Here is a 26,527-nt window from a genome sequence, read left to right on the forward strand (position 1 = left end):
ACCAGTTCGCCCGCACAGGGCATTTGCCAAGGGAGCGCACACCATGAGTCGATTGCGAGTTATGCAACAATCGCTGGCCTGCTTGATTGCAGCAGCGAGTTTACCCGCCAGCGCCACGCTGTATTTTTCGGAATACCTAGAGGGCAGTAGCAGCAATAAAGCGCTGGAAATTTACAACAGCAGCGCCAATAGCGTTGATCTGGCCGGCCATAAAGTAGAGATGTATTTCAACGGCAGCAACAGCGCCGCACTGACCATCAACCTCACCGGCACCATTCCCGCACAAGGCATATTTGTGCTCGCCAACAGCGGTGCCAACGCCAGCATCCTGGCGGTTGCCAACCAAACCAATGGCTCCGGCTGGTTTAACGGCGACGATGCGATTGTGCTGAAAAACGGCAACACTATTTTGGATAGCATCGGGCAAATTGGTGTTGACCCCGGTAGCGAATGGGGCACGGGTTTTACCAGCACCGCTGACAATACCCTGCGCCGCAAAACCGCCATCACCCAGGGCGATATCAACCCCTTCGATATTTTTGACCCCGCAAGCGACTGGGAGGGCTACGCGCAAGATACCTTTGACCACCTTGGCAGCTATCAGGGCAGCAGCAATGGCGGCGGTAATAACGGTGGCAGCGATGGCGGAACAAACAACCAATGCGGCGCAACCGCAACGCACATCACCAGCATTCAAGGCGCAGGCACTGCCAGTTCAATGGTCGGCAACAGCGTCAGTGTTGAAGCCATAGTGGTTGCGGATTTTCAACATGCGAATCAACTCGGCGGATTTTTTATTCAGGAAGAGGATGCCGATAGCGATGGCAACGCCAGCACATCCGAAGGTATTTATATCGCCAGCACCAGCGCCGTTGCTGTGGGCGACCGCGTGCGTGTCACCGGTACGGTTGCAGAAACCTTTCAGCTAACCCAGCTCAATAATGTCAGCGTCACTGTGTGTGCCAGCGGCCAAGCATTACCAACCCCGGCCAACATTTCTCTGCCGGTGACTTCACTCAATGCGTTTGAAAATATTGAAGGCATGTCGGTTGCGATTGCACAAACACTCACCGTGAATGAAACCTATCAACTAGGTCGCTTTGGGCAAGTGCTGCTCGCCAATGGCCGCTTGCAACAACCGACCAATGTGGTTGAACCCGGTGCCGCCGCCAATGCACTGCAAGCGCAAAATAATTTAAACAAGTTGATGATGGATGACGCGAGTAATGTGCAAAATCCTGACCCGGTTATTTTCCCCGCGCCGGGTTTATCTGCAGATAACACTCTGCGCAGTGGTGATACCGTTGCGAATCTGCAAGGTATTATCACTTACGATTTTGGTGTGTATCGCATTCTTCCTACTGCTACGCCGAATTTTGTGCACAGCAATGCGCGCCCACTGGCACCGATTACCGATGCGGCAGCGAATCTAAAAATCGCCAGCTTTAATGTGCTGAATTTTTTTAATGGCAACGGCAGCGGCGGCGGATTCCCAACCTCACGCGGCGCAAATACTGCTGCAGAATTTGCGCGGCAAAAAGCCAAAATTGTCAGCGCCTTGGTTGGCTTGAATGCCGATGTTATCGGCCTGATTGAAATCGAAAATGATGGCTACGGTAGCACCAGTGCCATCGCTGAATTAACGTATGCCTTAAATACAGCAACCGGCACCAGCGCATGGAAATACATTAATCCGGGTGTGAATAAAATCGGCAACGATGAAATTGCGGTGGGCATTATTTATCGCAGCGACAAAGCCACAGCAATCGGTACAACAGCAATTTTGGATTCCAGTGTTGATGCACAGTTTATCGACACCAAAAACCGCCCCGCGCTGGCACAAAGTTTCCGCACAAATAGCAACCGCGCCATCGCCACGGTGGTTGTCAATCACCTGAAATCCAAAGGTTCGGATTGCAATGATTTGGGCGATACCGATATTGGCGATGGCCAAGGCAATTGCAATATCACCCGCACCCAAGCCGCAAGCGCATTGGTGAATTGGCTGGGCACCAACCCAACCGGTGTAAATGACCGCGATTATTTAATCATCGGCGACTTGAATGCTTACGCGAAAGAAAACCCCATCACCACAATCATTAACGCCGGTTACACCGATTTAATTAATCGCTTTGGCGGCAGCAGTGCTTACTCCTATGTATTTGATGGCCAAGCGGGTTATTTGGATCACGGCTTGGCGAGCAACTCACTGACACCGCAAGTGCTGTTTGCTGCTGATTGGCATATCAACGCCGACGAACCTGTCAGCCTCGATTACAACACCGAATTTAAATCCGCCGCGCAAATAAACAGTTTTTATGCGCCCGATGCTTATCGCTCATCCGACCACGACCCGCTTGTGATTTCACTCAAATTAATTCTCGACCTGGATGGCGACGGCGATGTGGATAAAAACGATGTGCAAATGGTTACCAACGCACGCGGAACAACAGCCAGCGCATTCGACCAACGCGATGTGAATGGCGATGGCGTCATTAATGTTAACGATGCACGTGCACTCAGCGTGCAATGCACCCGCACCGGTTGCGCCACTAATTAACTTTAAGGAGTTTGCAATGAAAAAATTCTTCGCCAGTTTATTAGCGCTTGGGTTAAGCCTATCGCTCAATGCCAATGCCAATGCCATCAGTATCGACCTGATTGCCGATAAAACTACCGCCAATATTGGTGACAATATCGAACTGCAAGTGCGCATCAGCGGCTTGGAAGGAGCGAGCGCACTCGGCAGTTACGATGTCAATGTTCATTACGATAGCGATCTATTCAGCATCAGCAACATCATTTGGGGCGATACAGTACAAGGCAACCAATTGGATCTGTTCGGCTTTGGCAGCTTGCAAGACAACAGCAGCAACCTTGGCTGGTTAACTATGCTGGAAGTCTCTTTTGATGAAATAGCCGATTTGGAATTGCTGCAAGCGGGAGAATTTACGCTGTTTAGTTTGTTTCTCAACGCAGTCGCAAGCGGCAGTGGAAATTTTTCGCTAACCACTAATGCAATAGGCGATGCTTACGGCCAGGATTTATTTATCGACACTATTAACAGCACAAGCATCAATGTAAGCGCAGCGACTGTGTCAGAACCAGCGGGTATGCTGCTATTGCTCGGTGCCCTTGCCTTTGTTGTATTGCGCAACAGGGCATCACAACCCAAACAATAATTACAACTAATGGAAATAAAAAAAGCCTGCCGCTTTCAATAGCGACAGGCTTTACAGCATTAACCATAGACATTAGGAATCCTTGATATACCCAAGAACTTTTTCCACCTCTTCTGCAAGCTCTTTGTTATTAAATTTCATTCGACTCATGTATGCAGCCAGCGACTGGGGATTATCTTTGTAACCGGTCTTTAAGGTCCATGCATAAGAAAATGCCTTTTCTGCAACAGAAACATCGCGCAGGTTGCCATCCATAATCTCAAGTAACTTTTCTACCGGGTAGCCAGCAATAGCCATTGACTGAGTGGCCGCGCTAACCGCCTTGAACTTTAACGACGGATCTTTAATTGACGCAACAAATTCAGTCACCTTTTCACTACCATAAATGTGAATTTTACTGGCCCCGTTTACCGCGACTGACTCCGCCATCTTTTTATCATTTAGGCTATCAATGAGCTGATAGGCGTCAGTAAAATAGGCGCGGCTAAATAAATTATCTAACAAAGCATTCACCGCCCATTCATCAGCGTAACCCTGATTTTCAAGGAACAATTTTTTTGCCTCCATCGGATCAGTTTTGGCATATATAGCCAAGGCGCTATTGAGCAACGTCACATCAACCAGTCCTTGATGTTGCGTTAGCGCATAATCAATTGCCGCCACCGGATTAGCTGTCGCCACAGTCTGGGCCAATCCCATCCTGCTCCATTTATCTTGCGGACGAACACTTTCCCTCACTAGCCGTATCCCCTCCTCATAAGCCATCCACTGCCAATCAGGGAAAACTGACAATGCCTGTAACAGCACCATTTTTCTCTCAAGCTGCTGTTCTGGAGCAGGAAACATAAATACAAAATCACTTTCGTGCTGCTGCAACCATTCATACATCATTTGAGGTTGATTAAGAGCCAAATTAGCAAACAAAGTTGTTGCAAGATCTTCGCCGATGGACGACTCCATCAACATAAAAGATTGTTCAGGAAACTTTCCCGCAAAGAACCAGGCAATCTGCCCCTTAAGCTGCGCTTGGGACTCATCCAGCGATAACAGGATATCTTGAATTGCTGAAGAAGATAAAAGCTCCAGCTGTTGAAGCGCACGATACCCCTCAAACTGGCTTTTAGGTGTCTGCACACTTAGACGACGGACAACTTCGTCCGTAGAGGGGGGTGACACTACAGGACGAGACCGCGCATTATTGTTGTCAACCTGCTGAACCGACGGCACCGCAGCCTCAACAGTAGAATCCAGTTCCACTTGGGCAGTGCCCCACTCGAGCTTAAGTGGAGCATCGCCCCCCAATTGATAGCCGCACAACCCGCCCAAACCAAATACTACCGTCAGTGTTACTGCCTTGTTCATGCAATGCCTCCCTTAACATTTTTCTGCGCTCCTCTGGTATCGAAGTTTTTTGATAAAAAACAATCGAAAAAGCAGAGGTACTCATGGGTTAACTCAACACCAAGTTATCGCGATGGATTAATTCGTTATCGTCGCGGTAGCCGAGAATTTCGGCGATTTGACTGCTGGGCTTGCCGATAATTTTGCGCGCTTCGTCGGCGTGGTAATTAATTAAACCGCGTGCGATTTCTTTGCCGTTCAAATCTTCGCAAATCACCATGTCACCGCGGGTGAAATCACCGCGCACGTCTTTGACTCCCACCGGCAAAATACTTTTACCCTGCTCGCGCACCACGCGCACGGCGCCGTCATCCAACACAATGGTGCCGCGGGTTTGCAACTGGCCGGAGATCCAGCGCTTGCGCGCGGCTTGTGGCTGTTGCTCGGCCCATAAAAACGTGCCCAGGTTTTCACCTGCGGCGATACGCAATAATGCATTTTCAATTCTGCCACCGACAATCACTGTGTCTGCACCGGAGCGCGCCGCCACTCGTGCCGCGCGCACTTTGGTAATCATGCCGCCGCGCCCCAACGCACCGCCGCTGCCACCGGCCATTTGCTCCAAGCGGCTATCATCGGCAGCGATTTCACTCAGCAATTGTGCATCGGGGTTGCTGCGCGGGTCGCTGTCGTACATACCTTTTTGATCGGTGAGAATCACCAGTAAATCGGCTTCAATCAAATTGGCAACCAGCGCCCCCAAAGTATCGTTATCGCCAAAACGAATCTCATCGGTGACGACTGTGTCGTTTTCATTAATGACCGGCACCACGTTTAAACCCACCAGGGTTTTTAAGGTGGAGCGCGCATTTAAGTAGCGCTGGCGTGAAGATAAATCATCGTGATCCAGAAGCACTTGCGCCGTGAGTAAACCATAGCGCTGGAATTCCACTTCATAGGTTTGTACCAAACCCATTTGCCCGACGGCTGCAGCTGCCTGCAACTGATGAATTTCTGTCGGGCGCGCCGCCCAACCCAGGCGGCGCATACCGGCGGCGACCGCACCGGAGGACACCAGTACCAGTTCAATACCGCGCAGGCGCAGCTCGGCCATTTGTTTTACCCAGCCGGCAATGGCTTCTGCATCCAGCCCCTTGCCATCATTGGTGAGCAGCGCACTGCCAATTTTTACCACCCAACGTTTTGCCTGCGGAACAATGTCTCTTTTACTCATGACGTAAATGCGCTTATCAAAATAAATAGGGAGTTTGTAGTGATTGGCGAATCCTGCGGCGCTTAATGCAAAACGCCCGGCGCAATGTCCGGGCGTGAGATTACACTATATTTGCACCGCACTCATGTCGCGGGTTTAGTGATTCACGTAAATAACTTCAACGTCATAATCGTCTTCGTTGAAATTATCATCATCCTCTTCACCGCGCGCACGGCGCGCCTCGCGCTGACGCTCACGCAATTCTTCAATACGATCACGCGCTTCCTGTGCCATTTGGTTTTGCATTTCCAACTCGCGCTCACGCACTTCAGGGTTGGTTTTTTCCTCCTCCCAAATCTGCTCCAGCAATTCCATCGCCTTGCCGGCAAGCGGCATAGTGCCTTCGCGATTCAACGCAGAAATACGAAACACCGGGCCAGTCCAACCCAGCTCATCCACCACTGCCTGACAGCGCGCTTCAACTTCATCGGGCGGCAACAAATCAATTTTATTGAGCAGCAACCAGCGGTCGCGCTTGGCGAGCGTCGGGCTGAATTTTTCCAATTCATTGGCGATGATACGCACGTTATCCGCCGGATTGGATTCATCTACCGGCGCCATATCCACCATGTGCATCAGAATACGGCAGCGGGTCAAATGCTTGAGGAAACGCACACCAAGACCCGCGCCTTCAGCAGCGCCTTCGATAACACCGGGAATATCCGCGATCACAAAACTGCGGTGCTGCTGCACTTTGACCACACCGAGATTGGGCACCAGGGTGGTAAAGGGATAATCCGCCACTTTGGGTTTGGCCGAACTCACCGCGCGAATGAAGCTGGATTTACCGGCATTGGGCAAACCGAGCATGCCAACGTCGGCCAACACTTTTAATTCGAGTTTCAGGTTGCGCATCTCGCCCGGTGTACCCAGTGAGGTTTTGCGCGGGGTGCGGTTGGTACTGGTTTTAAAACGGGTATTACCCAAACCGTGGAAACCGCCTTGCGCGACTTTTAATTTTTGGCCGTGCTCAGTCAGATCGCCAAAGACTTCATCGGTATCAGTATCAATCACTGTGGTGCCAACGGGTACAGGCAGAAATAAATCGGCACCTTTGGCGCCGGTACAATCTTTACTGCCGCCTTTCTCGCCGTTTTCAGCGCGATACTTGGGCACGAAACGGTAATCGATCAGGGTATTCAGGTTTTCGTCGGCCACCAGATACACACTGCCGCCGTCGCCACCGTCACCGCCGTCCGGGCCACCTTTGGAAATAAACTTTTCCCTCCGGAAGCTCATGAATCCGTTGCCACCGTTACCGGCTTCAACATGTATAGGGGCTTCATCAACAAATTTCACAACACACTCCAGAGGAATAAAAATAACAAAACAAAAAATAATTCAAACTTAAATATATCGTCGCTCCTGTGCATCCATGCACTCGCGACATACCATTCGTCCTGAATATAAAAAAGCCCTGACGGAAACGGCAGGGCTTTTTTATTGTTCTTTATCGCCCACTGCAAGCAGCAAGCTTGGCTGGTTTCAGCGCAGTATTAAACAGCAGGAATGATGCTGACGTACTGACGACCAAAAGCGCCTTTGATTTCGAACTTAACAGTACCGTCCACTTTCGCGAACAGTGTGTGGTCTTTACCCAGACCTACGTTTGGACCAGCGTGGAACTTGGTACCACGTTGACGAACGATGATGCTGCCGCCAGAAATCAATTCGCCGCCGTAGGCTTTAACACCAAGGCGTTTCGCTTCTGAATCGCGACCGTTACGGGAACTACCAACCCCTTTCTTGTGAGCCATTTTCTAGCCTCCTCAATTAACCGTTGATTGCAGTGATTTTCACTTCAGTGAACCACTGACGATGACCTTGACGCTTCATGTGGTGCTTACGACGACGGAATTTGATGATTTTCACTTTGTCAGCACGACCATGGGCAACCACTTCTGCAGTGATTGTTGCGCCTTCAACAACAGGAGCGCCAATCTTGACGTCTGCACCGTTGGCAACCAGGTAAACTTTGTCGAATTGAACAACGCCACCGGTGGCGAAATCGATTTTTTCGAGTTTGAGGGTTTCACCCACAACTACGCGATGCTGTTTGCCACCGCTTTCAAAAATTGCGTATGCGCTCATTTATTGCTCCAAACTAATCACCCATTACTGGGCTTGGACGACACGAAGTAGCCGGGCGAAATGCCTTGGCGTTTGGGACTAGCGTCGTATACCTGATTTCAGGGGCGGCGATTGTATGCCTTATGATCAATTGAAGCAACTACTGAAGCGACTCGTGCCAGTACTCTGCGTGAGCAGCCAAGTAAGCCCGCACTCCCAAACGCTACTTTTCTACTCAAAAAATATTCAACATGCCTTATTGCGGCAATTTAGCTCATTATTTCCTCAAAAATTCACTTGATTTTCAGGCAACCTCCGTTTCAAATACGCAAAGCGATACGATTCGTAACACAGAGGCAGAATAAACTGCCCATATCCCCATCAACAGTGCCCTCAAATCACCAAAGCTGCCACACGAACTGCCGGCATAACAACGGCAATGGTGCATGGCCTGCAACGCACTAACACAAGGACACAGGGGAGCACCTTTCATGTATTCAGCCATTTTTAAGCCGCAACTGGCGGGATTTATTTGCACATTGATCTGCGCCTTCGCGAGCCTAGCGGTAGCTGCTGATAAGCCTGCACCTATTTACGGATTGGATCATCCACTACGCATTCCCGATCAGTATGTGGTTGTACTAAAACCCCAAGCCAATGCCCAAAACAAAGCCACACTGAATGCGCTAAAACAGGAATTGGGTGACAAAGGCTTTGTTGTGGAGCATCAGTTCAAGCGCGCCCTGCAGGGCTTCAAAATCAATATCGGCAAGAGCAGTGGCGCCAGATTGGCCATTAACTCAAATAGCCTCGACGCACTATCACGCAACCCTCAAGTAGCTTTTATTGAAGCTGACCGCTGGGTATATGCCGACCAGATTAATACCAATGTGCGAACCCAAAGCCCGGTGGTCTGGGGTTTGGATAGAATCGATCAGGAACACCTGCCGTTAAGCAATAGTTACACTTACAACCGCACAGGTGCGGGCGTAAACGTATATGTCATCGACTCGGGCATACGGGCTGACCATCAGGAATTTACCGGGCGGGTAGCCGGAGGGGTGAGCTTTGCAAACAACCCTTCCGCACTGGATGACTGCACCGGCCACGGCACCCATGTGGCGGGCACCATCGGCGGCAATATGTTCGGTGTTGCCAAGGAAGTAACACTATGGTCTGTAAGGGTTTTTGACTGTAGCAATACCACCTCATGGAGCCAAATCCTTGCGGGATTGGAATGGGTTATCGCTAATCACCAACGTCCTGCAGTAGTAAACATGAGCTTGGGCGGCAGCCGCTTTAACAGCATCAACCTGGCGGTGGACAACGCAGTTTCGGCCGGGATCAGCGTGGTAGTAGCAGCAGGCAATAGCAACGAGGATGCCTGCAACACCTCACCTGCAAGCGCCAAGAGTGCACTCACTGTAGGCGCCAGCACACTCACTGACAGCCGGGCAGACTTTTCCAACTGGGGCAGCTGCATTGATTTGTTCGCACCGGGTCAGTACATAAGCTCCAGTTGGCACACCAGCACGACTGCCATCAATTCACAGAGCGGTACATCCATGGCAGCGCCCCATGTTGCCGGCGTTGTAGCGCTCTACCTCCAGCAACAACCACAGGCAGCCCCCGCACAGGTAGCACAGGCACTTGCTGATAAGGCCAACAAGAGCAAACTCCTCAATACCGGCAGTGGCTCACCCAACCTTTTGCTATCGAGCAACATCACCGGGTTCAACGCCAACTTTGAGCAACTGACGTTTCGCGGTGATGCCAATAACTGGGCCGCCACCCCCATGACGCTGGTGGCCGACAACACCTGGGAAATCCAGATAACGCAAGCCGCAGGCACCAGCATGCAGTTCAAATTTGACCTTCTGGGTGACTGGTATCAAAACTACGGCGATAACGAGGGCGACGGCCAAGCAGAGCCTTACGGGAATAATATTAAATTGCCCTGCGGCGGCAACCATCGCATTCGCTTCGATGACCGAAACCTGCGCTATTCAATAGAAACAACCCCAGCCTGCAGTAGGGCCGACTGGAAGCGCACAGTGATTTTTATCGAGGGCATCACACAAACTAATCAGAACTTGTTCATCCGCGGCGGTATAGACCATGCGTATGCAGCCCAGCAGGGAATTAACTGTACCGCGGAAAATCAGCACTGCGCCATTCCCATCCGCCATCTAAATCTACGCAACGCCACTAGCGCGCCCTGGAAACAAGGCGATGATTTTCTGGATTGGTATGGCGCCGAGGCCACCCAGAGTAGCAGCGCCCAAGGCTCGCCACTGGATTGGACCACCAATATCTGGCCCGCCGCCTGGGGGGCTGCACGTTATGTCAGCAGCGATGGCTATGGCTTAAGCCCACTGAACTTGTGGGGCAGTCATTACTGGATGCTGGATGTGGAAATGGACTGCTCGCGCACCCGCAACGGCTGGTTTGAATTTAAATCTTTCATCAGCAACGGTGCGGGCTGGGAGGGCAACATCAGCCAGCCCGGCGCGCCCTATGCGAGCAGCAACCATTTTGCGCAGTGTGGGCGGATCTCCAGCTTCCGCCGCAATCAGGACAATCAGGTTTGGGTCGGCGACTTCTAGCTCGCCGACTGGCATAAAAACGTCAATGCTTGCTGGCAGGCGCAGGGGATAACAGGCCCAGCGCCGCCAGCCAGGATTCCAATGCCAGCGGCCAGTTGGATACCGTGCCCTGCCCTTGGATCATGCCCACACCATGAATACCTGAGTTGTAGATATGCAGCTCGGATTGTTTATTGAACTTCTGCACTTCATTAAAAAACATCAGGCTGTTGCCCACCGGCACCGCCTGATCGCCCACACCATGCAACATAAACACGGGCGGAATATCCGCTTTCACTTGTGTCTGCAGGGAGTTTTCACTGAGCAACCTAGAATCGGGGTTATCTCCTAACAGCGCCTTGCGTGAACCTGCATGGGCATCAGCACCTTCGAGGGTGATAACGGGATAACCGAGGATGGCAAAATCCGGGCGGGCGCTGATCGCCGCGAGCGGGTCATTCTCAAACCCAAAATCATGGCGCGTGGCGACACTGGCCGCCAAATGGCCACCGGCTGAAAAACCGATTACACCTATTTTGCCCGGCTCTATGCCCCATGCCCCGGCATGTTTACGCACTTGCCGCACCGCGCGCAGGCCGTCCAACAAGGGCGCCGGAAAGCCGTGCTCCTGCATTCGATACTTGACCACAAACGCCGCCACGCCCCGCGCAGCAAACCATTTGGCAATGTCGTGCCCCTCGTGATTGATCGCCAGACGCACATAACCACCACCGGGAAAAATCACCACCGCCGCGCCATTGGCCTTGGCCGCCTCTGGCCAATAGGGCGTCATTGAGGCGTTATCCACCGCATAGACTCGCTGGTCTTTGACGTGCTCACGGTCAGGGCTGACCAAAGGTTTTTCATCCCAAAGGTAAAAAGCACCAACAGGGCGCGAAGCGGAAGGCTGATCGGCAAACACGTGAGGGGTTACTCCAATACAAAAAAAGCAAAACACAGGCAGGAAAATGCGATGAATAACAGACATAGGGAGATCTCGTCAGAAACGCCGGTTAATAATGACTGACCGGTTTGACCAATGCCGACATAAGTCGTTTGAGCGGTATGCCTTTTTTAAACTACCAGGCCTTTTAAGAAGATCGCCCGGTATTGGCCGGGCGATGAAATCATAGCAGCTGCAACCAGCTTCAGTGCAAATGGGTTTCGTCGTCACCCCACCAGTGATGCAACTGCCAATCCACCCGGGTTGGGTCGGCGGCGCGCAACAGCCAATCGCCGGCAATTAACTCCCACTCATACAGCCCCAATTTTAAATCCGACCAGACACTATGCGCATCCTCGCGGATGTAGGCCTTAGCCAGATCCACCTCTTCACCCAGCATTTGCTCTGCCGTTAGCTCCAGCTTGACCAGCTCATCCACCTCTTGTTTTAACGCCCCCAGAGCCCCTGTCTCTTCCGGGCTAAAGGGCAGATCAAGCTGGTTGACGTGATAGGGATTGCCAGCCTTTTTGGGGCTCGAATTGTCAGTCGGCTTCATGGTAAATAGCTCCCGTATACGGATTAGATATTTATACCCACACAGGCAGTACAGCCTCTATAATCTCCGCCTTTCTCATAGTCTATCTATTGTATAAAACTTCACCTTCAGTATAGGCCCTAGATTCCAATGCACGAGCGCCCCATGCAAGAACAATACTCCCCCGCCGATGTAGAAGCCCAAGCCCAGCAGTACTGGGAAGCCAATAACAGCTTCAAAGTGGTTGAAGACCCCAGCAAAGAAAAATTCTATTGTCTGGCGATGTTCCCCTACCCCAGCGGCAAGCTACACATGGGGCACGTGCGCAACTACACCATTACCGATGTGATCGCCCGCTACCAGCGTATGCAGGGCAAAAACGTGCTGCATCCTATGGGCTGGGACGCCTTTGGCCTGCCGGCAGAAAACGCCGCGCTGCAGCGCCAAACTGCACCGGCTGCCTGGACTTATTCCAACACTGATCACATGCGCAACCAGCTCAAACAGCTGGGTTTCGGTTTTGATTGGTCGCGCGAGCTGACCACCTGTAAACCTGAGTACTACAAATGGGAGCAGTGGTTCTTTACCCGCTTGTACGAAAAAGGGCTGGTGTACAAACGCATGGCGACAGTGAACTGGGACCCGGTAGATCACACTGTACTGGCCAACGAGCAGGTGATTGATGGGCGCGGCTGGCGTTCAGGCGCATTGGTTGAGCGCAAAGAGATTCCGCAGTGGTTTATCAAAATCACCGCCTATGCCGAAGAACTGTTGAATGATCTGGACAAGCTGCCCAACTGGCCAGAGCAGGTCAAAACCATGCAGCGCAACTGGATCGGTAAAAGCCGCGGCTTGGAGATGCATTTTGATTTGGCATCGCCGGTGGGCGAGTTTACCGGTTTTGATATCTACACCACCCGCCCCGATACCATCATGGGCGTGACCTACGTGAGCCTTGCGGCTGAACACCCTATTTCCAAACTACTGTCAGAAAGCAATCCGGCACTGGCGCAATTTATCGCTGAGTGCAAAGTGCAATCGGTAGCGGAAGCCGATATGGCGACCATGGAAAAACGCGGCATGGATACCGGCATCAAAGCCCTGCACCCGATTACCGGCGAGCCAGTATCTGTATGGGTCGCCAACTATGTGCTTATGGACTACGGCTCAGGCGCAGTGATGGCTGTACCAGCGCACGATCAGCGCGATTACGAATTTGCCAAGAAATACAACCTGCCAATCTCTCAAGTTATTGCTCCGCAGAATGGCGAAGCCATTGACTTGGACAAAGCCGCCTTCACCGAAAAAGGTGTGCTGGTCAATTCCGGCGAATACGACGGCCTGGACTTCAACGCTGCCTTTGACGCCATCGCCAGCACCCTGGAAATGGCTGGTAAAGGTCAGGTGAAAATCAACTATCGCCTGCGCGACTGGGGTGTTTCCCGTCAGCGTTACTGGGGCGCACCTATCCCTATGTTCAACTTGCCCGACGGCGGTGAAATTCCGGTTCCGGCGCACAAGCTCCCAGTATTGCTGCCGGAAGATGTGGTGATGAACGGTGTGCACTCGCCCATCAAAGCCGACCCGGAATGGCGCAAAGCCGAGTTGGATGGCCAAGCGGTTGAACGCGAAACCGATACCTTCGATACCTTTATGGAATCCAGCTGGTACTACGCGCGCTACACCTGCCCCAACTTTGAAGGCGGCATGCTCGACAAAGCCGCGGCCGATTATTGGCTTCCAGTGGACCAATACGTTGGCGGCATCGAACACGCCATCCTCCACCTGCTCTACTCGCGCTTCTTCCACAAGTTGATGCGCGACGAAGGTCTGGTGAGCTGCGACGAGCCCTTCGAGCGTTTGCTCTGCCAAGGCATGGTACTCAAAGACGGCACCAAGATGAGCAAATCCAAAGGCAACACCGTTGACCCGGAAGAGCTGATCAACCAATACGGCGCCGATACCGTTCGTTTGTTCTCCATGTTTGCTGCACCACCAGAGCAGAGCATGGAGTGGAGCGACTCCGGCGTTGAAGGCGCCAACCGTTTCTTGCGCCGTTTGTGGAAAGCAGTGGAAGGCCATATCAACGCGGGCACACCGGGCAAGCTTGATGTCAACGCACTGCCGCAAGCGCAAAAAGACTTGCGCCGCAAAACCCATGAGACCATCCAAAAAGTCAGTGACGACTATGGCCGCCGCCAAACCTTTAACACGGCGATTGCCGCCACCATGGAATTGCTGAACGAGACCAGCAAACTCGCCGACCGCGCCAATCCACTCGGATTAGCCGTTGAACGCGAAGCGCTGGAAGCGGCGATTTTGTTGCTCGCCCCGATTGTGCCGCACATTAGCCATTCACTCTGGCAAGCGCTCGGCCATACCACTATTGCGCTCAATGAAAAATGGCCAACATTGGACGAGAGCGCTCTCACCCGCTCCACCATCGAAGTCGTTGTGCAGGTGAACGGCAAGCTGCGCGGCAAGTTGGATGCGCCGGTAGATGCCCCCAAAGAGCAACTGGAAGCACTGGCGCTGGCGCAAGAAAATGTGCAGAAGTTTTTGGAAGACATCAGCGTGCGCAAGGTGATTGTTGTGCCCAACAAACTTGTAAACATTGTTGCCAATTGATTATCAACGGCGGGTTGCCACGCGAACCCGCCCTACGGATTTTTTATGCAAAAAATTATCGCCAGTCTATTAATTCTCACCCTCTCTGCTTGCGGCTGGCATTTGCGCGGTTCAACGGCCGATGGCGACAAACTGGCAATGACCACACCGCTCAATCTGATTATCACCAGCGAGGACAACCACACCCCGCTTACCGATGCGCTGCGTCAATCGCTACAGCCATTTAATATCACCGAAATAAACAGCCCTACTGCCGATTCATTAACCTTGTCGCTGCAGGCAGAAATAATGGATAAACGCACCGCGGGTGTGGGCAGCAATGCACTGACCAGCGCCTATGAAATTATCCTGACTGTGGATTATGCGGTGAGCAATCAGGCGGGAGTGATTACTCCGCTCAATACCCGCGCACGGGTTTCACGCAGCTACGATTACAACGTGAATAACGCCAACAGTGCAGCGCGGGAAGAGGAACTGGTACTGCGGGAAATGCGTCGCGAATTGGCGCAAACTATTTTGCGCCGCACCAAAACCCTCTCTACCAAACCCGTCAAACCTGCGGCAACGAAATAGTCATGCCCAAGCTGCGCCCGGAACAATTATCCGCCGCCCTGAATAAACAGCTGGGCGCTATTTATTTGGTCTCTGGCGATGAACCTTTATTGATTCAGGAATGCTGCGACCAGATACGCGCCGCCGCGCGCAAAAATGGTTTTAGTGAGCGCGAGCTCTACCACATAGATACCCATTTTGACTGGGGGCAACTCTTAGCCGCTGCCAACAGCCTATCGCTCTTTGCTGAAAAAAAAATCATTGAAGTGCGCATGCCCAGCGGCAAACCGGGCGACAAGGGTGGGAAAATTCTGCAGGAATATGCGCAATCACCGGCACCGGATAATTTGCTACTAATCGTCACCGAAAAACTGGATGGTGCCACCCAAAAAAGTAAATGGTTCAAAGCGATTGAAGATACAGGCCAGCACATTCAAGTCTGGCCAGTCTTGCCTGCACAATTGCCGCGCTGGATCGGGGTGCGCCTGCAGCAATCCGGCCTGCAAGCCGATAGCGATGCCATAGATTTGCTCGCTTCACGTATCGAGGGCAACCTACTCGCCGCCGCGCAGGAAATTGAAAAATTAAAATTGCTCGCGACCGATAATCGCATCAGCTATGAACTGATGGCGTCAGTGGTTGCTGACAGTGCGCGCTATGATGTGTTTGGTTTGACCGATAAAGCCCTGCATGGCGATGCGCGCGCTGCAGTGCGCACCCTGCAAGGGCTAAAAACCGAAGGCACTGAACCCATCAATGTACTCTGGGCCGTCACACGCGAAATTCGCGCGCTGGTGCAAATCTCCCAAGCCGTTGCCCAGGGCAAACATTTTGAATGGGCCGCCAAACAAGCCGGAGTATGGGATAAACGCCAGCCGCTGATTCAAGCGGCACTGCGCCGTTTAAAACCGGCGCAACTACAACAGCTATTGCGCAAAGCCAACGGTATAGACAAGGCCGTAAAAGGCATGCGCAATGCCGAACCCTGGGACGAATTACTGGATCTGATTTTAAATATCGCCGGGGTACAAAGTTTAAATGTGCAAAATGAACGACTAAGCTTGAAGCAATAAAAGAACCAAAAAAACAAAAACAAAAACAAAAACAAAAACAAAAACAAAAACAAAAAAACGATTTTAAAAAAACACACAGCCTGCGCAATTAACTGCCTGACATCGCCAACAGGAGATGGTCATGCGTTTTTTAACCCAACTGCAGGAATTTTTTATGCGTTCAGGTCTCACCCGCTTTCTTTCCATCGCCAGTTTCACGCTGGCTGCTGCCACAAGCCAGTTTAGTCATGCCACCAATGTTTCGGGCGGGCTAATGCCGGCCAAACGCGCCGTAGATCACTCCTGGATGTCTATAGCCGATTGGGATCGCCTGCATGCGGAGGACGTATTGGTCGCCGCCCATGACAAGGTAGAGGTTCTTTTTATTGGCGATTCGATCACCGCTGGCTGGGATTGGCAATTGTGGGAGCAACATATTAAACCCCTCAAGGCCGCCAACTTTGGTATTGGCGGGGACGGCACCGGCAACCTGTTATGGCGCCTGCAACACGGCAGTATCGGCCAACTGCAACCTAAATTAATTGTGCTGTTGATTGGTGTAAATAATTTCGGCCTCTACAACGAAACACCCGAGCAGGTTGCCGCCGGTGTAACGGCGGTTGTCCAACAATTACAACTGGCCTGGCCGCAGAGCAAAATTTTATTAAATGCTGTTTTACCCTTTGAGGAAAAAGCCAACTCACCGAAACGCGCCATGGTAAAACAGGTCAATAACATCATCGCCAAACTAGGTGATAACCAGCTTATTTTCTTTAAGGACTATGGCACAGCACTGCTGCAAAAAGATGGCAGTATTTCGCCCGACATAATGGCCGACTTCCTCCACCCCACACCCAAGGGTTATCAAGCCTGGCTTAATGTCATGCTGCCCGACATTAAAACACTGTTGCAATAATCCTTTCGCGCTTGCGCTCTGCAAGCGCGGCTTCAACAACCCAGACCGATACACTCAATAAAAACCTGACGGTCACTCCATTACAAACAACAGAGACAAACACACCATGAACAATTTGCGCCTGTTATTTTATTTTTTTATCGCCCTCACCTTGCACGGCTGCACCAGTATGAAAACAAACGCACCCACCCATCAGCTAATTAACATAACAGCGGCCCAGGCCCCGTTGGCTATTATGGGGCGCAACTACAGCGCTGCAGACCAGAGTTATGTATTTGGTTTTCCCGGCGTCAGTTTTAGTGCTCAGGTGATTGGCAGTTCACTGAAAGCCGATCTGCAAAGTTCAAATGGCAACTCCTGGATTGATGTGCTGGTAGACGGCCAACTTCAAAGTACGCAAAAAATCAGTCAGCAATGGCAAACCATTGAACTGTTTAATTTTCCCGAGGTGAAAAGGCATAGGGTTGACATTATTCACCGCTCGGAGAATTGGCATGGCAGCGTAAAACTGGGAAAACTGGAATTAACCGGTGAAAAATTTTTACCCGCACCGGAATTGCCCGCGCGAAAAATAATGCTGTTGGGCGACTCGGTGACTTGTGGTGAAGCCATCGATAGAGTTGCTGGCGAGGAGAAAAATACACGCTGGTGGAATGCACGCGAGTCCTACGGCATGCTCATCGCCAGGAGTTTAAACGCTCAAGTCAATTTGGTTTGCTGGGGCGGACGCGGTTTGGTGCGCAGCTGGAATGGAAAAACCGATGATAAAAATCTGACTGATTTTTATGAATTTACTCTGGGTGATAGCGACCCAAAAATGCAGTGGAATCACCAAAACTATCAACCGGATGTTATTTTGATTGCCATAGGCACCAATGATTTCAGCCCCGGCATTCCCGCACGTGAAACTTATGTCAGCGCTTATGTGCAACTCATTAACAAACTGTTGCGCAACCACCCCCAAGCCCAAATAGCCTTAACCGAGGGCGCCATTTTAAACGGTGAGAAAAAAGCGGCCCTCATCGACTATTTGCGCGAAACTATTTCACGGGTGAACAACAATCGCGTCCATCAGCTGGTATCCAACCACTACCCCGGCGATGCGCAGGATGCACACCCAACCAAATTACAACATGCAGCCATGGCAAAAGATCTAACGCCGCAAATTAAAGCGCTGATGCATTGGTAGTTTAACGCGCAACAATATAGTCGCAAAAAATAAAAAGGGCGCGATAAATCGCGCCCCTGTAAAAATCAAAACAACGTCAGAAATTAAACCCAAGCGCTATTTTCCCGGCCCAAATGGTTTTATTAACAAAATTAATTTAGGCAGAAGTGTGAGCGAGCCAATCACCGCCATCAACATAGCAAACGCCGTTAACACACCAAAATAGATAGATGGAATAAATTCCGACAACATCAAAATTGAAAAGCCCACAATGATTGTGACCGAGGTGTAATACATAGCGCGGCCAATCGATGCATGGGAGCGATGCATGGCTTCCACATAATTACCATCGTGCGCAAACTCGGTGCGGAAGCGATAGAAATACTGGATGGCCTGATCGACACCAACACCAACCACAATCGCGGCAATGGTGGTAGTCATCATATCCAGCGGAATTCCCGCTAATCCCATAGCGCCCAGCACTGTACCTGCTGCAATCATATTGGGCAGTATGGCGATAAAGGCGATTTTTACCGAGCGGAACAACAGCATCATCATTAACATAATCGCTACAAACACTACGCCAATGGTGGCAATTTGTGAGGCGAATAAACTTTGCAGCATGTTGTTATAAAGCACCAACATACCGGTAAAGTTTACCTGCTCTGGCTTAAAACCACCTTCGGTGATTGCATACTGGCGAATGCGCTCAACCAGCTCGGCGCGCTTTAAATCAGGTGTGGTTTCAATCACGCGCAAAGTAATACGGGTTTGCTGCACATCATCAACAAGGTAGGGTTTGATCAGGAAGTTTTTAATATCGTCCGAGAGCATATTGCGCAGCACATTCAACTCAAAGTCGTTGAGTTTTCCTTTATTGATGTCATGCGCCAACTGATACACAGTTGCAAGTGATTGCACCTTGCCCACTTCCGGCAGGGATTCCAAATAATTGTGTAATTTTTTAATTTGATCCAAACCATTCACGCTGAACCAATAACTGGGCTGAGTTTTACTGCTGCTCTCAGAGTCGGCGAAGGCGTCTTCGTCACCCATTTCAGCAAAGGGATCTTCTTCATCGAATGCTTCAGCGCCCGGGCTATCGCTTGCAGCCTCGGCAAAGGGATCATCCTCTCCAGAATCACTGACAGCATCAGCCTCAAGTACTTCGACAGTATTTTTTTCTGCATCCAGAATAATATCCAGAGTGACTGTACCGCCTAACTGGCGATCTATCACACTGAGCCCCTGATGAATTTCACTGTCGCTTTTAAAATAATCGACAAAGCGATTTTCGACTTCCAGTTTGGTAATACCCCAGACGCTGATCAGCACCGCCAGCAATGTCACCAATAATATTTTACCGCCGTGGAATTCCGCTAAACGTGAAAACTTCACCGTCAGCGCAGCGGAGTTATCGCCGCGATCCTTAGGCTCGCCTTTAGGCAAAATCATTAACCCGGCAGGCAAGACCACAAATACCAGAATAAAACCAACCACCAAACCGATAGTCATCATCCAACCAAAATCGATAACCGGCCGAATGCCACTCATCACCAGCGACATAAATGCCACTATGGTAGTGAGTGCGGAGTAAAGACAGGGAACCGCCATGTCACGCACGGTTTGCAATACCAGATCAGCTTGATCCATATCCGGATCAATCGCGTGTAATTCGCGGTAGCGCACCACCATGTAAATGGTAAAGGCAAATACCATGATCAATAACAAGGCGACGAAGTTGGATGAAATTACCGTGAGCCGCCAATCAATCCAACTCAACCAACCGAGCATCAAAGTCACTGACATTAAACAGGCAGTGAGCGGCAGTATGACAAAACGCCATTGGCGAAATAAAAATGCCAACATAAACACCATGAATAACAACAGCGCCGAACCAAACACCACCAAATCGCTTTTGATATAGGCAATCATGTCGGAGGTAATCATGGTGACACCGCCGAGGAAAATCTGCGCGCGGTCGCGATACTTCTCCACTATGCCACGCACAATTTCCACACGTGTTGCATCCTGTGCGGCGGTCGCTGTGCGGTAGTCGAGAAACTCAGCGGTTACACGTTCCAACTCGCGCATTTCCGCTTCATTCAATTCGCCATTTTTCGCTTTAAGGCGCAGCGCATCGCGGTGACGCGCCATTTCAATATATTGGTTGTTAACTTTGAGGTTGAGCAGAATCGCCGATGTTGTGCCATCCGGGCTGAGCAACATGTCGCGGTAGATTGGGCTGGTAAGAAATTCCTGCTTCACCTGCGCGCGATCCACGCCGGGTGTAAGCAGTGTGAGGGTAGATTCCTTTTGTTCCGCCAGGGAGCGCATAGGGCTGTATAACAGCGGTACATCAATCATTGAATATACGCTGGCAACACCATCAACATTCGCCAACTCATCGCGCAATTGTTTTAGCGTGTTGATCGATTCGTCAGAAAAAATATCCGCCTTGGGCGTGTAGGTCAGTACAAGAAAATCACCGCTTTGATAGCGCTTGGAAATTTCCCGCAAGTAATCAATCGAGGTATCGTTTTCCAGGGTGAGCGAATCGGCCGAGGCATCGAGTTTGAAGTTGGTCATGCCAAAGGCAGCCAGAATGGTGAGCACCACCAAACCGGTAAATACATGATAGGGACGATTGATAACCAGAGCGCGATAAGCGCGATTCAGCGACCAATAAAAACGTTTCAATGTGTGCATGAAATAATCCGGTGGAGTTGAGTCCTTCAGAGGGTGCGACCGGGCGCCGGCCGCGAGCGGCGCCATTATGCCAGCCGCCCCGGGCTAAAACAGTAAAAAGGCCATCAAGCGATAAGCGCAAAAAGGCAAAAGTTACAAAAGTCAGCCCGCTGCTTGCGGCTCATTGCGCTGGTGTCCATCCGAGTGGCCGAGCGAGCGATCAGGACAGAGTAGATCGCGCACCCGTTGCTTTAGTTCCTTGGCCTCAGGGAACCCGCCATCGCGCACCCTGTCCCAGATAAGCTCACCGTTGAGCCAGACATGAAAAACGCCGCCGGTGCCCGGATGCAAAGTCACCTCGTCCAGCTCGCCATCAAAGGTGGTCAATAGCTCCTGGGCAAGCCAGGCGGAGCGCAACATCCAGCGACACAGGTTGCAGTAATGGATAACCACCCGGTTGCTTGCATCCGGCAGGCTTGGCACCGGGGGTAAAGTGATATCAGTCATATGTTTGCCCTTTGGGATTGGAGTTAATAGAATTCGGGTGGAGACGTCACACAGTTCAGCAATTAGGCGTCAAAAACTACAAAAGTCTGACACTTTGCCATCAAAAAAGATGACTAAGGCGACAAACGGAACCTTCGATGCTTAAACTCCATTTCAAGGATAATCGCCAGCCGCCGCTCTGGGTTGTGGAGAAAGTCTTTTTTATCGGCAGCGCGACCGACAACCATCTGGTCATTAGCGACCCCGGGGTAGCCGATCACCACGCCAAAATACTGCAAGAAAACAATAAATATTTTCTCAAGGACAACAACAGCCCGAGCGGCTGCTTTGTTAACGGACAACGTATCACCCAACGCGAAATTTTACCCGGCGATATTATTAAACTGGGCCGGAGCGAAATCATTGTGCTTGACCCCCGCAGCCTCGCCGACCGCCCGAAGGACGCCTATGCCCTACCCTGGCGCCTGATTTCAGATAGCAGCTGGCTGCCGGGCAAACAATTTATCCTGCCGCCTGAACGCAGTATGGTGATAGGACGCAGCAACCAATGTGACATTGTCATTCCCGGCACCCATCTCTCGCGCCGCCATACCGAAATCAGCATTGAAGGCAATCATCTGCGCATCAAGGATCTGGGTTCGGCCAATGGCACCTTTCTCAATGAACTGCGCATAGATAACGCCACCGCCAACAATGGCGACCGCCTGCGTTTGGATGTTTACAGCTTTCGCATAGTGGCACCCAGTCTGGATGAAACCAAACAGCGGTTGCGCAAACCTATCGATGAACTCAAACCGGTCGAACGCAAAATCCCCAGCAGCGAACCCAAGCGCTGGAAAACCCGCCCCACATCTCCCGGCAATCGCGTTGAACCCGGCCCCAGCCGGGGCCGCCAACAAGCCTGGCTGGCATTAGCAGCGGCCGGCATAGTTGCAGCGGCTATCCTGCTGTTTTTGTTGTGGTAGAATCCGCTGCCTATTTGCGCACCCGCTGCGCTATTCAAACCCAGTTCATCCATTCACGCTTTAATTCACCAGACCTCAGGAAATCACTATGAGTTTTGAACTTGTCCCTGCGGGCAAAAGCCTGCCCGACGACTTTAATGTTGTTATCGAAATCCCGATGAATTCCGGCATCAAGTACGAAATCGACAAGGACAGCAATGCACTTTTTGTTGACCGCTTGGTGAGCACCGCCATGTACTACCCCTGTAACTACGGCTATATTCCTCACACCCTGTGTGGCGATGGCGATGCCGCAGACGTGTTGGTCGTATTCCCTCAGCCAGTGCAAGCCGGATCAGTCATCCGCTGCCGTCCGCTGGGCGTGCTGAAAATGACCGATGAAGCCGGTGAAGATGCAAAAATCGTTGCCGTTCCGCACGATAAACTCACCACCATTTACAGCAATGTAAAAACCCTGCAAGACCTGCCTGAAGTTACCCTCAAACAAATCGAACACTTCTTTGAACACTACAAAGATTTGGAAAAAGGTAAGTGGGTAAAAGTAGCTGGCTGGGGCGATGTGGAAGAAGCACGCGCAGAAATTTTAAAAGCCGCTGAAACTTACAAAGCCGGCAAATAAGCTCCACCGACCTGTGCGTTTATCAGATCGTAACAATGAATTCGCAACAGGTCGGCATAAAAAATTTTTAAAAAAGAATTAACACCCAAGTAGCATCAACCGCTTGATCAGGTGAGAGAGATCACAGAGGCCACCCGGAGTGGCCTCTGTTCCAAAAGCGTTAGACACAGCTACAACCGGCAGGGATTAAGCCACCAACAAAAAACCAGAGGCAGTGAGTAACACCCATAAGCTTTCAGTAAAAAAGCGGGTTGTTGCCACCAAAAAATAACAGTAACCATATCAGGATATTTCCTATGAGTTCTGCCCCTGCGACCAAACACCCTTTACTTTGGGTGCCCTCTGGCTATTTTACGATGGCACTCACCTACAACATGCTCACCGCCGCCGCCGTCGTCATGTTCAGCAACCTTGGCATGGATAACGCCAGCGCTGCTGCCTATGCCAGCGCCCTGGGCCTGGCTTATACCATCAAGCCTTTTTTTGCCGCCTTTTTGGAAATGTATAAAACCAAAAAGTTTTTTGTATTGCTGTGCCAAATATTGCTCGGTGCAGGTTTTATTGGCGTTGCGCTGGTGATGAACCTGCCTAATTACATCACCTTGATGCTGCTATTTTTTTGGGTCCTATCCTTTATTGGCTCATCCCAAGACATCACCACCGATGGCGTTTATGTCACCGCGCTGGACGCCAAATCACAGGCGCTTTATTGCGGTTGGCAAAGTCTGAGCTGGAACCTGGGCAAACTGGCCATGATGAGTGTTATGGTGGTTTTGAGCGGGGTTTTGCACGAACATTACTTCGGCCTTGACCCCCATGTATCCGGCCCCGAGTGGATTAAGTCCTGGCAAATTGTGTTTGGATTATTGGGCGTATTAATGCTGTTGATGGCCGCCTGGCACTGGCGCGTCATGCCCGATGGCGCGCGCGCCGAAAACACCCCCAAAACTCCCGCCGAAGCCATCAAAACCCTGGTCGATGCCTTTGTTACCTTTTTCCAAAAACAAGGCATTTGGTTGATGATTGGTTTTGCCCTGTTGTTCCGCATCAGCTTCGGTTTTCTCAATGCACCCAGCATGCTGTTTATGAAGGACTCTGCAGAAAACGGTGGCCTCGCGCTGACGAACCAGGAGTTCGGCATTATTTACGGCACCTTTGGCCTGGTTGCGCTACTGATCGGCTCGCTGATTGGCGGCGCTTATGTGGCCAAAAAAGGCCTGCAAAAAGCCCTTTTCCCACTCTGCTGTTGCGTCAATATCCCCAACATAACCTTCTTGCTGATGGCGTTTTATCAACCCGAAAGTCACCTGTTAATTAGCCTTGGGGTGATTATCGAGCAATTCTTCTTCGGTATTGGCTCTGTAGGTTTCATGATTTACCTGATGCAACAATTAGCACCCGGGAAATACGCCACTACACACTACGCTTTTGGCACTGCGCTGATGGGTTTATGCATGATGTTGACCGGCATGGTCAGCGGTGTACTGCAACAGGCGATGGGTTACGTGGGCTATTTTATCTTTGTGATGGCCGCGACCATTCCGTCCTTCCTCATCTGCTGGTTTGCGCCTTTCCATCACAAACACGACTAATCAGGTGATGCAAACCCATAAAAAAAACCGGCCAAAAGGCCGGTTTTTTTATGGGTTGATACTAGCCATCAAATCAGTGAAGGTCTGGCTGATCAAACTGCGCAGAATAACGCGCAATCCACTCCATCGCCGCCTCCTCACTGCTGAGGTTGCGCCCCTTTAACGCCAAACGCTGGCGATAATCCTCAATCTGGCACACCTGCTCCACCATACGCGCACGAAAAAACTCATCGTCACTGGTAAAACGAATTCCCACCTCATAAGAATTTGGCGCCTGTTCGCGCCGCCACACAATCACCCCTGCGCCGTGGTAATCCGGCTTGGTAATGGGGATATCAAACTCCACTCTGGTACCCACCTTAACGGGCCTGTCAGTAATAAAACACAGGCCACCAGCACTCAAATTGCGCACCCGCACCTGCGCATTTTCGTCGCCGGTTGCACAAACCTGAATCGGAATTGATGTGGGATGACGAATAAACGTGCGCATAGAAACTCACCATTTCTCTTCGGTAGTTTCTACAGTGTAATTGTCACCTAGCAGTGGCATAGGACAGGATTTTCATCAAAAACGTGACGACTTAGAACAAAAAGTGCGATGAAATCCATGCTCCTACTGAGCTCGTATTATCCCCACAATAATAAATGCTTACACCGAAAAGACTCGACTCACCTGTAAATCATCCTGCGCCAAATAGTTTCTACAGGGCCAGCATGACAATAGCGCAGCCAAAAAAATGCAAAAATCATTTGGCATAACCAAACCGCCAGAATGAGCAATAACAACTGTGAAAGCGGCCACTGCCCAAACCAGCCAAGCCCATAACCATAAAACAGCCCGGTAAATATCAATGTTTGCATCAGGTAAATGGTCAGCGCCATGCGCCCCACCGCAACTAATGCTGCACGCAACCATGCACCGATGTGAGAGAGATTTCCGCACTGGGCCCAGCGGCAAATCCACAAAGCATACACAATCGCCATCAACCCACTTGCACACATTTGCAATTGTATCCCCAAGGTCAGCGCAAACTGGGACACAAAGCCTTGACTACGGTTAAGCAATACCACCAGTAACATGAGCGACGCAGCGCCGAGACTAATCCCCCATAAATTTGTAGGAGATACCAATGTACTGCCGGAAAAAACGCCGCGACGTGCAAGCACAACGCCGATCAACATCATCGACGCGGGAAACCAACCGCCAAATACTGTGGCAAGCTGCATTTCAAATGCTTTGGAGATACGTTGCGGCGTCTGTTGCCACCAGCCCTGCTGATAATGTGCCAGCTCTTGCTGCAACGCTTGCTCATTAAACATATCACTAATGCTCTGCCAAGCATCTGCCGGCATCAAAAGCAACGAACCATAGAGCAGGGTCTGTAGCGCAAACAAGCACAGCGCGACAGCGATTAACCGGTTATCGCTCCACACGCGCCAGCGCCAAACGAGAAAGCTAAACAACGCATAGGTGACCAATACATCACCATCCCACAACAGGTAAGCGTGGGCAGCGCCCAGCCCCAAGAGTGACAGACTGCGGCGGCGCTGCAACTGATTCAGCCTTGAGAGGCTGAGCGAGGCTTTATCATGCGCAAAAAACCAGAGGCTGGCGCCGAAAGCGAGGCTCAATAGCGCGATGAATTTACCGTCTGCGAAAAAATAAATGAGATACCAAAGCAACTGCTCCCTGGCGTTGTAATCCGGCAGGAACAGAGGCTCAACACGCACCATTTCAGGCAGCGCAAAAGAATAGATATTAACGAGCAAAATACCCAGCACTGCGATACCGCGCAGCAAATCCAGGCTCGGCATACGCATCCTTACGGGCTGGGCTATTTCAGCGTTGGATCGGGTCGATGAAGCATGGACAGGAATCGGGGCAGGAGTAATATCGTCGTGCATAACATC

At 51.1% G+C, this 26,527-nt stretch carries 22 protein-coding genes; 11 read left to right on the forward strand and 11 right to left on the reverse strand.

Annotated elements, in window-relative coordinates:
• Nucleotides 1-43: 43 nt before the first annotated feature.
• Together ACFODX_RS02185 and ACFODX_RS02190 are read left to right on the forward strand one after the other, a co-directional pair.
• A complete protein-coding gene (locus ACFODX_RS02185) occupies nucleotides 44-2,560 on the forward strand; it encodes an ExeM/NucH family extracellular endonuclease (RefSeq protein WP_378115609.1) in 2,517 nt (838 codons plus the stop codon).
• Nucleotides 2,561-2,576: 16 nt separating this feature from the next.
• Nucleotides 2,577-3,182 (forward strand): cohesin domain-containing protein, encoded by a 606-nt coding sequence (locus ACFODX_RS02190; protein WP_378115611.1) that lies wholly within the window; start codon nucleotides 2,577-2,579, stop codon nucleotides 3,180-3,182.
• A 72-nt stretch (nucleotides 3,183-3,254) separates the two neighbouring features.
• Here ACFODX_RS02190 and ACFODX_RS02195 read toward each other — a convergent pair whose 3' ends face one another.
• From ACFODX_RS02195 to rplU, 5 genes are all read right to left on the reverse strand, one after another.
• Nucleotides 3,255-4,544 (reverse strand): hypothetical protein, encoded by a 1,290-nt coding sequence (locus tag ACFODX_RS02195; protein WP_378115613.1) that lies wholly within the window; start codon nucleotides 4,542-4,544, stop codon nucleotides 3,255-3,257.
• Nucleotides 4,545-4,632: 88 nt separating this feature from the next.
• Nucleotides 4,633-5,757, reverse strand: a complete 1,125-nt coding sequence (gene proB / locus ACFODX_RS02200; RefSeq protein WP_378115615.1) for a glutamate 5-kinase — start codon at nucleotides 5,755-5,757, stop codon at nucleotides 4,633-4,635.
• Between the two features lie 135 nt (nucleotides 5,758-5,892).
• A complete protein-coding gene (gene cgtA, locus ACFODX_RS02205; protein WP_378115617.1) occupies nucleotides 5,893-7,095 on the reverse strand; it encodes an Obg family GTPase CgtA in 1,203 nt (400 codons plus the stop codon).
• Nucleotides 7,096-7,292: 197 nt separating this feature from the next.
• A complete protein-coding gene (rpmA, locus tag ACFODX_RS02210; RefSeq protein WP_049631027.1) occupies nucleotides 7,293-7,553 on the reverse strand; it encodes a 50S ribosomal protein L27 in 261 nt (86 codons plus the stop codon).
• Between the two features lie 16 nt (nucleotides 7,554-7,569).
• Nucleotides 7,570-7,887, reverse strand: coding sequence for a 50S ribosomal protein L21 (gene rplU / locus ACFODX_RS02215; RefSeq protein WP_324256872.1), 318 nt, complete (start codon nucleotides 7,885-7,887; stop codon nucleotides 7,570-7,572).
• Between the two features lie 470 nt (nucleotides 7,888-8,357).
• On the opposite strand from rplU, the gene ACFODX_RS02220 reads away from it, so the two are divergent.
• Complete coding sequence (locus ACFODX_RS02220) at nucleotides 8,358-10,472, forward strand: S8 family serine peptidase (protein ID WP_378115620.1); 2,115 nt, start codon at nucleotides 8,358-8,360, stop codon at nucleotides 10,470-10,472.
• A 22-nt stretch (nucleotides 10,473-10,494) separates the two neighbouring features.
• Here the strand turns inward: ACFODX_RS02220 and ACFODX_RS02225 are convergent, their stop codons facing one another.
• Both ACFODX_RS02225 and ACFODX_RS02230 read right to left on the reverse strand, forming a co-directional pair.
• Entirely contained in the window at nucleotides 10,495-11,439 is a 945-nt protein-coding gene (locus ACFODX_RS02225) for an alpha/beta hydrolase (RefSeq protein WP_378115621.1), read from the reverse strand.
• A gap of 160 nt (nucleotides 11,440-11,599) precedes the next feature.
• Nucleotides 11,600-11,950, reverse strand: a complete 351-nt coding sequence (locus ACFODX_RS02230) for a hypothetical protein (RefSeq protein WP_378115623.1) — start codon at nucleotides 11,948-11,950, stop codon at nucleotides 11,600-11,602.
• A 144-nt stretch (nucleotides 11,951-12,094) separates the two neighbouring features.
• Between ACFODX_RS02230 and leuS the strand changes: the two genes are divergently transcribed.
• From leuS to axe2C, 5 genes are all read left to right on the forward strand, one after another.
• Nucleotides 12,095-14,557, forward strand: coding sequence for a leucine--tRNA ligase (gene leuS / locus ACFODX_RS02235; protein ID WP_378115625.1), 2,463 nt, complete (start codon nucleotides 12,095-12,097; stop codon nucleotides 14,555-14,557).
• A 45-nt stretch (nucleotides 14,558-14,602) separates the two neighbouring features.
• Nucleotides 14,603-15,130: an LPS-assembly lipoprotein LptE gene (locus ACFODX_RS02240; protein WP_378115628.1), complete on the forward strand. Its 528-nt coding sequence runs from the start codon at nucleotides 14,603-14,605 to the stop codon at nucleotides 15,128-15,130.
• Nucleotides 15,131-15,132: 2 nt separating this feature from the next.
• A complete protein-coding gene (gene holA, locus ACFODX_RS02245; RefSeq protein ID WP_378115630.1) occupies nucleotides 15,133-16,182 on the forward strand; it encodes a DNA polymerase III subunit delta in 1,050 nt (349 codons plus the stop codon).
• A gap of 121 nt (nucleotides 16,183-16,303) precedes the next feature.
• Complete coding sequence (locus tag ACFODX_RS02250) at nucleotides 16,304-17,077, forward strand: GDSL-type esterase/lipase family protein (protein ID WP_378115632.1); 774 nt, start codon at nucleotides 16,304-16,306, stop codon at nucleotides 17,075-17,077.
• Between the two features lie 106 nt (nucleotides 17,078-17,183).
• Nucleotides 17,184-18,266, forward strand: a complete 1,083-nt coding sequence (gene axe2C, locus ACFODX_RS02255) for a bifunctional acetylxylan esterase/glucomannan deacetylase AxeC2 (RefSeq protein WP_378115634.1) — start codon at nucleotides 17,184-17,186, stop codon at nucleotides 18,264-18,266.
• 96 nt (nucleotides 18,267-18,362) lie between these two features.
• On the opposite strand, the gene ACFODX_RS02260 is transcribed toward axe2C, so the two are convergent.
• Both ACFODX_RS02260 and ACFODX_RS02265 read right to left on the reverse strand, forming a co-directional pair.
• Nucleotides 18,363-20,954, reverse strand: a complete 2,592-nt coding sequence (locus ACFODX_RS02260) for an efflux RND transporter permease subunit (protein ID WP_378115636.1) — start codon at nucleotides 20,952-20,954, stop codon at nucleotides 18,363-18,365.
• 141 nt (nucleotides 20,955-21,095) lie between these two features.
• Nucleotides 21,096-21,440, reverse strand: coding sequence for a SelT/SelW/SelH family protein (locus tag ACFODX_RS02265; protein WP_378115638.1), 345 nt, complete (start codon nucleotides 21,438-21,440; stop codon nucleotides 21,096-21,098).
• 137 nt (nucleotides 21,441-21,577) lie between these two features.
• Here ACFODX_RS02265 and ACFODX_RS02270 point away from each other — a divergent pair, with 137 nt between their 5' ends.
• From ACFODX_RS02270 to ACFODX_RS02280, 3 genes are all read left to right on the forward strand, one after another.
• Nucleotides 21,578-22,405, forward strand: a complete 828-nt coding sequence (locus ACFODX_RS02270; protein WP_378115640.1) for an FHA domain-containing protein — start codon at nucleotides 21,578-21,580, stop codon at nucleotides 22,403-22,405.
• An 88-nt stretch (nucleotides 22,406-22,493) separates the two neighbouring features.
• Nucleotides 22,494-23,024 carry an inorganic diphosphatase gene (gene ppa / locus ACFODX_RS02275; RefSeq protein ID WP_324256884.1) on the forward strand — a complete coding sequence of 177 codons (531 nt, stop codon included), beginning with the start codon at nucleotides 22,494-22,496 and terminating at the stop codon, nucleotides 23,022-23,024.
• Between the two features lie 296 nt (nucleotides 23,025-23,320).
• Nucleotides 23,321-24,616, forward strand: coding sequence for an MFS transporter (locus ACFODX_RS02280; RefSeq protein WP_378115643.1), 1,296 nt, complete (start codon nucleotides 23,321-23,323; stop codon nucleotides 24,614-24,616).
• Between the two features lie 73 nt (nucleotides 24,617-24,689).
• On the opposite strand, the gene ACFODX_RS02285 is transcribed toward ACFODX_RS02280, so the two are convergent.
• Nucleotides 24,690-25,106, reverse strand: a complete 417-nt coding sequence (locus ACFODX_RS02285; RefSeq protein ID WP_378115645.1) for a PilZ domain-containing protein — start codon at nucleotides 25,104-25,106, stop codon at nucleotides 24,690-24,692.
• A 179-nt stretch (nucleotides 25,107-25,285) separates the two neighbouring features.
• Nucleotides 25,286-26,521: a DUF418 domain-containing protein gene (locus ACFODX_RS02290; RefSeq protein WP_378115647.1), complete on the reverse strand. Its 1,236-nt coding sequence runs from the start codon at nucleotides 26,519-26,521 to the stop codon at nucleotides 25,286-25,288.
• Between the last annotated feature and the right edge of the window lie 6 nt (nucleotides 26,522-26,527).

It is taken from the genome of Cellvibrio fontiphilus, assembly GCF_042646205.1.
Lineage (GTDB): Bacteria > Pseudomonadota > Gammaproteobacteria > Pseudomonadales > Cellvibrionaceae > Cellvibrio > Cellvibrio fontiphilus_A.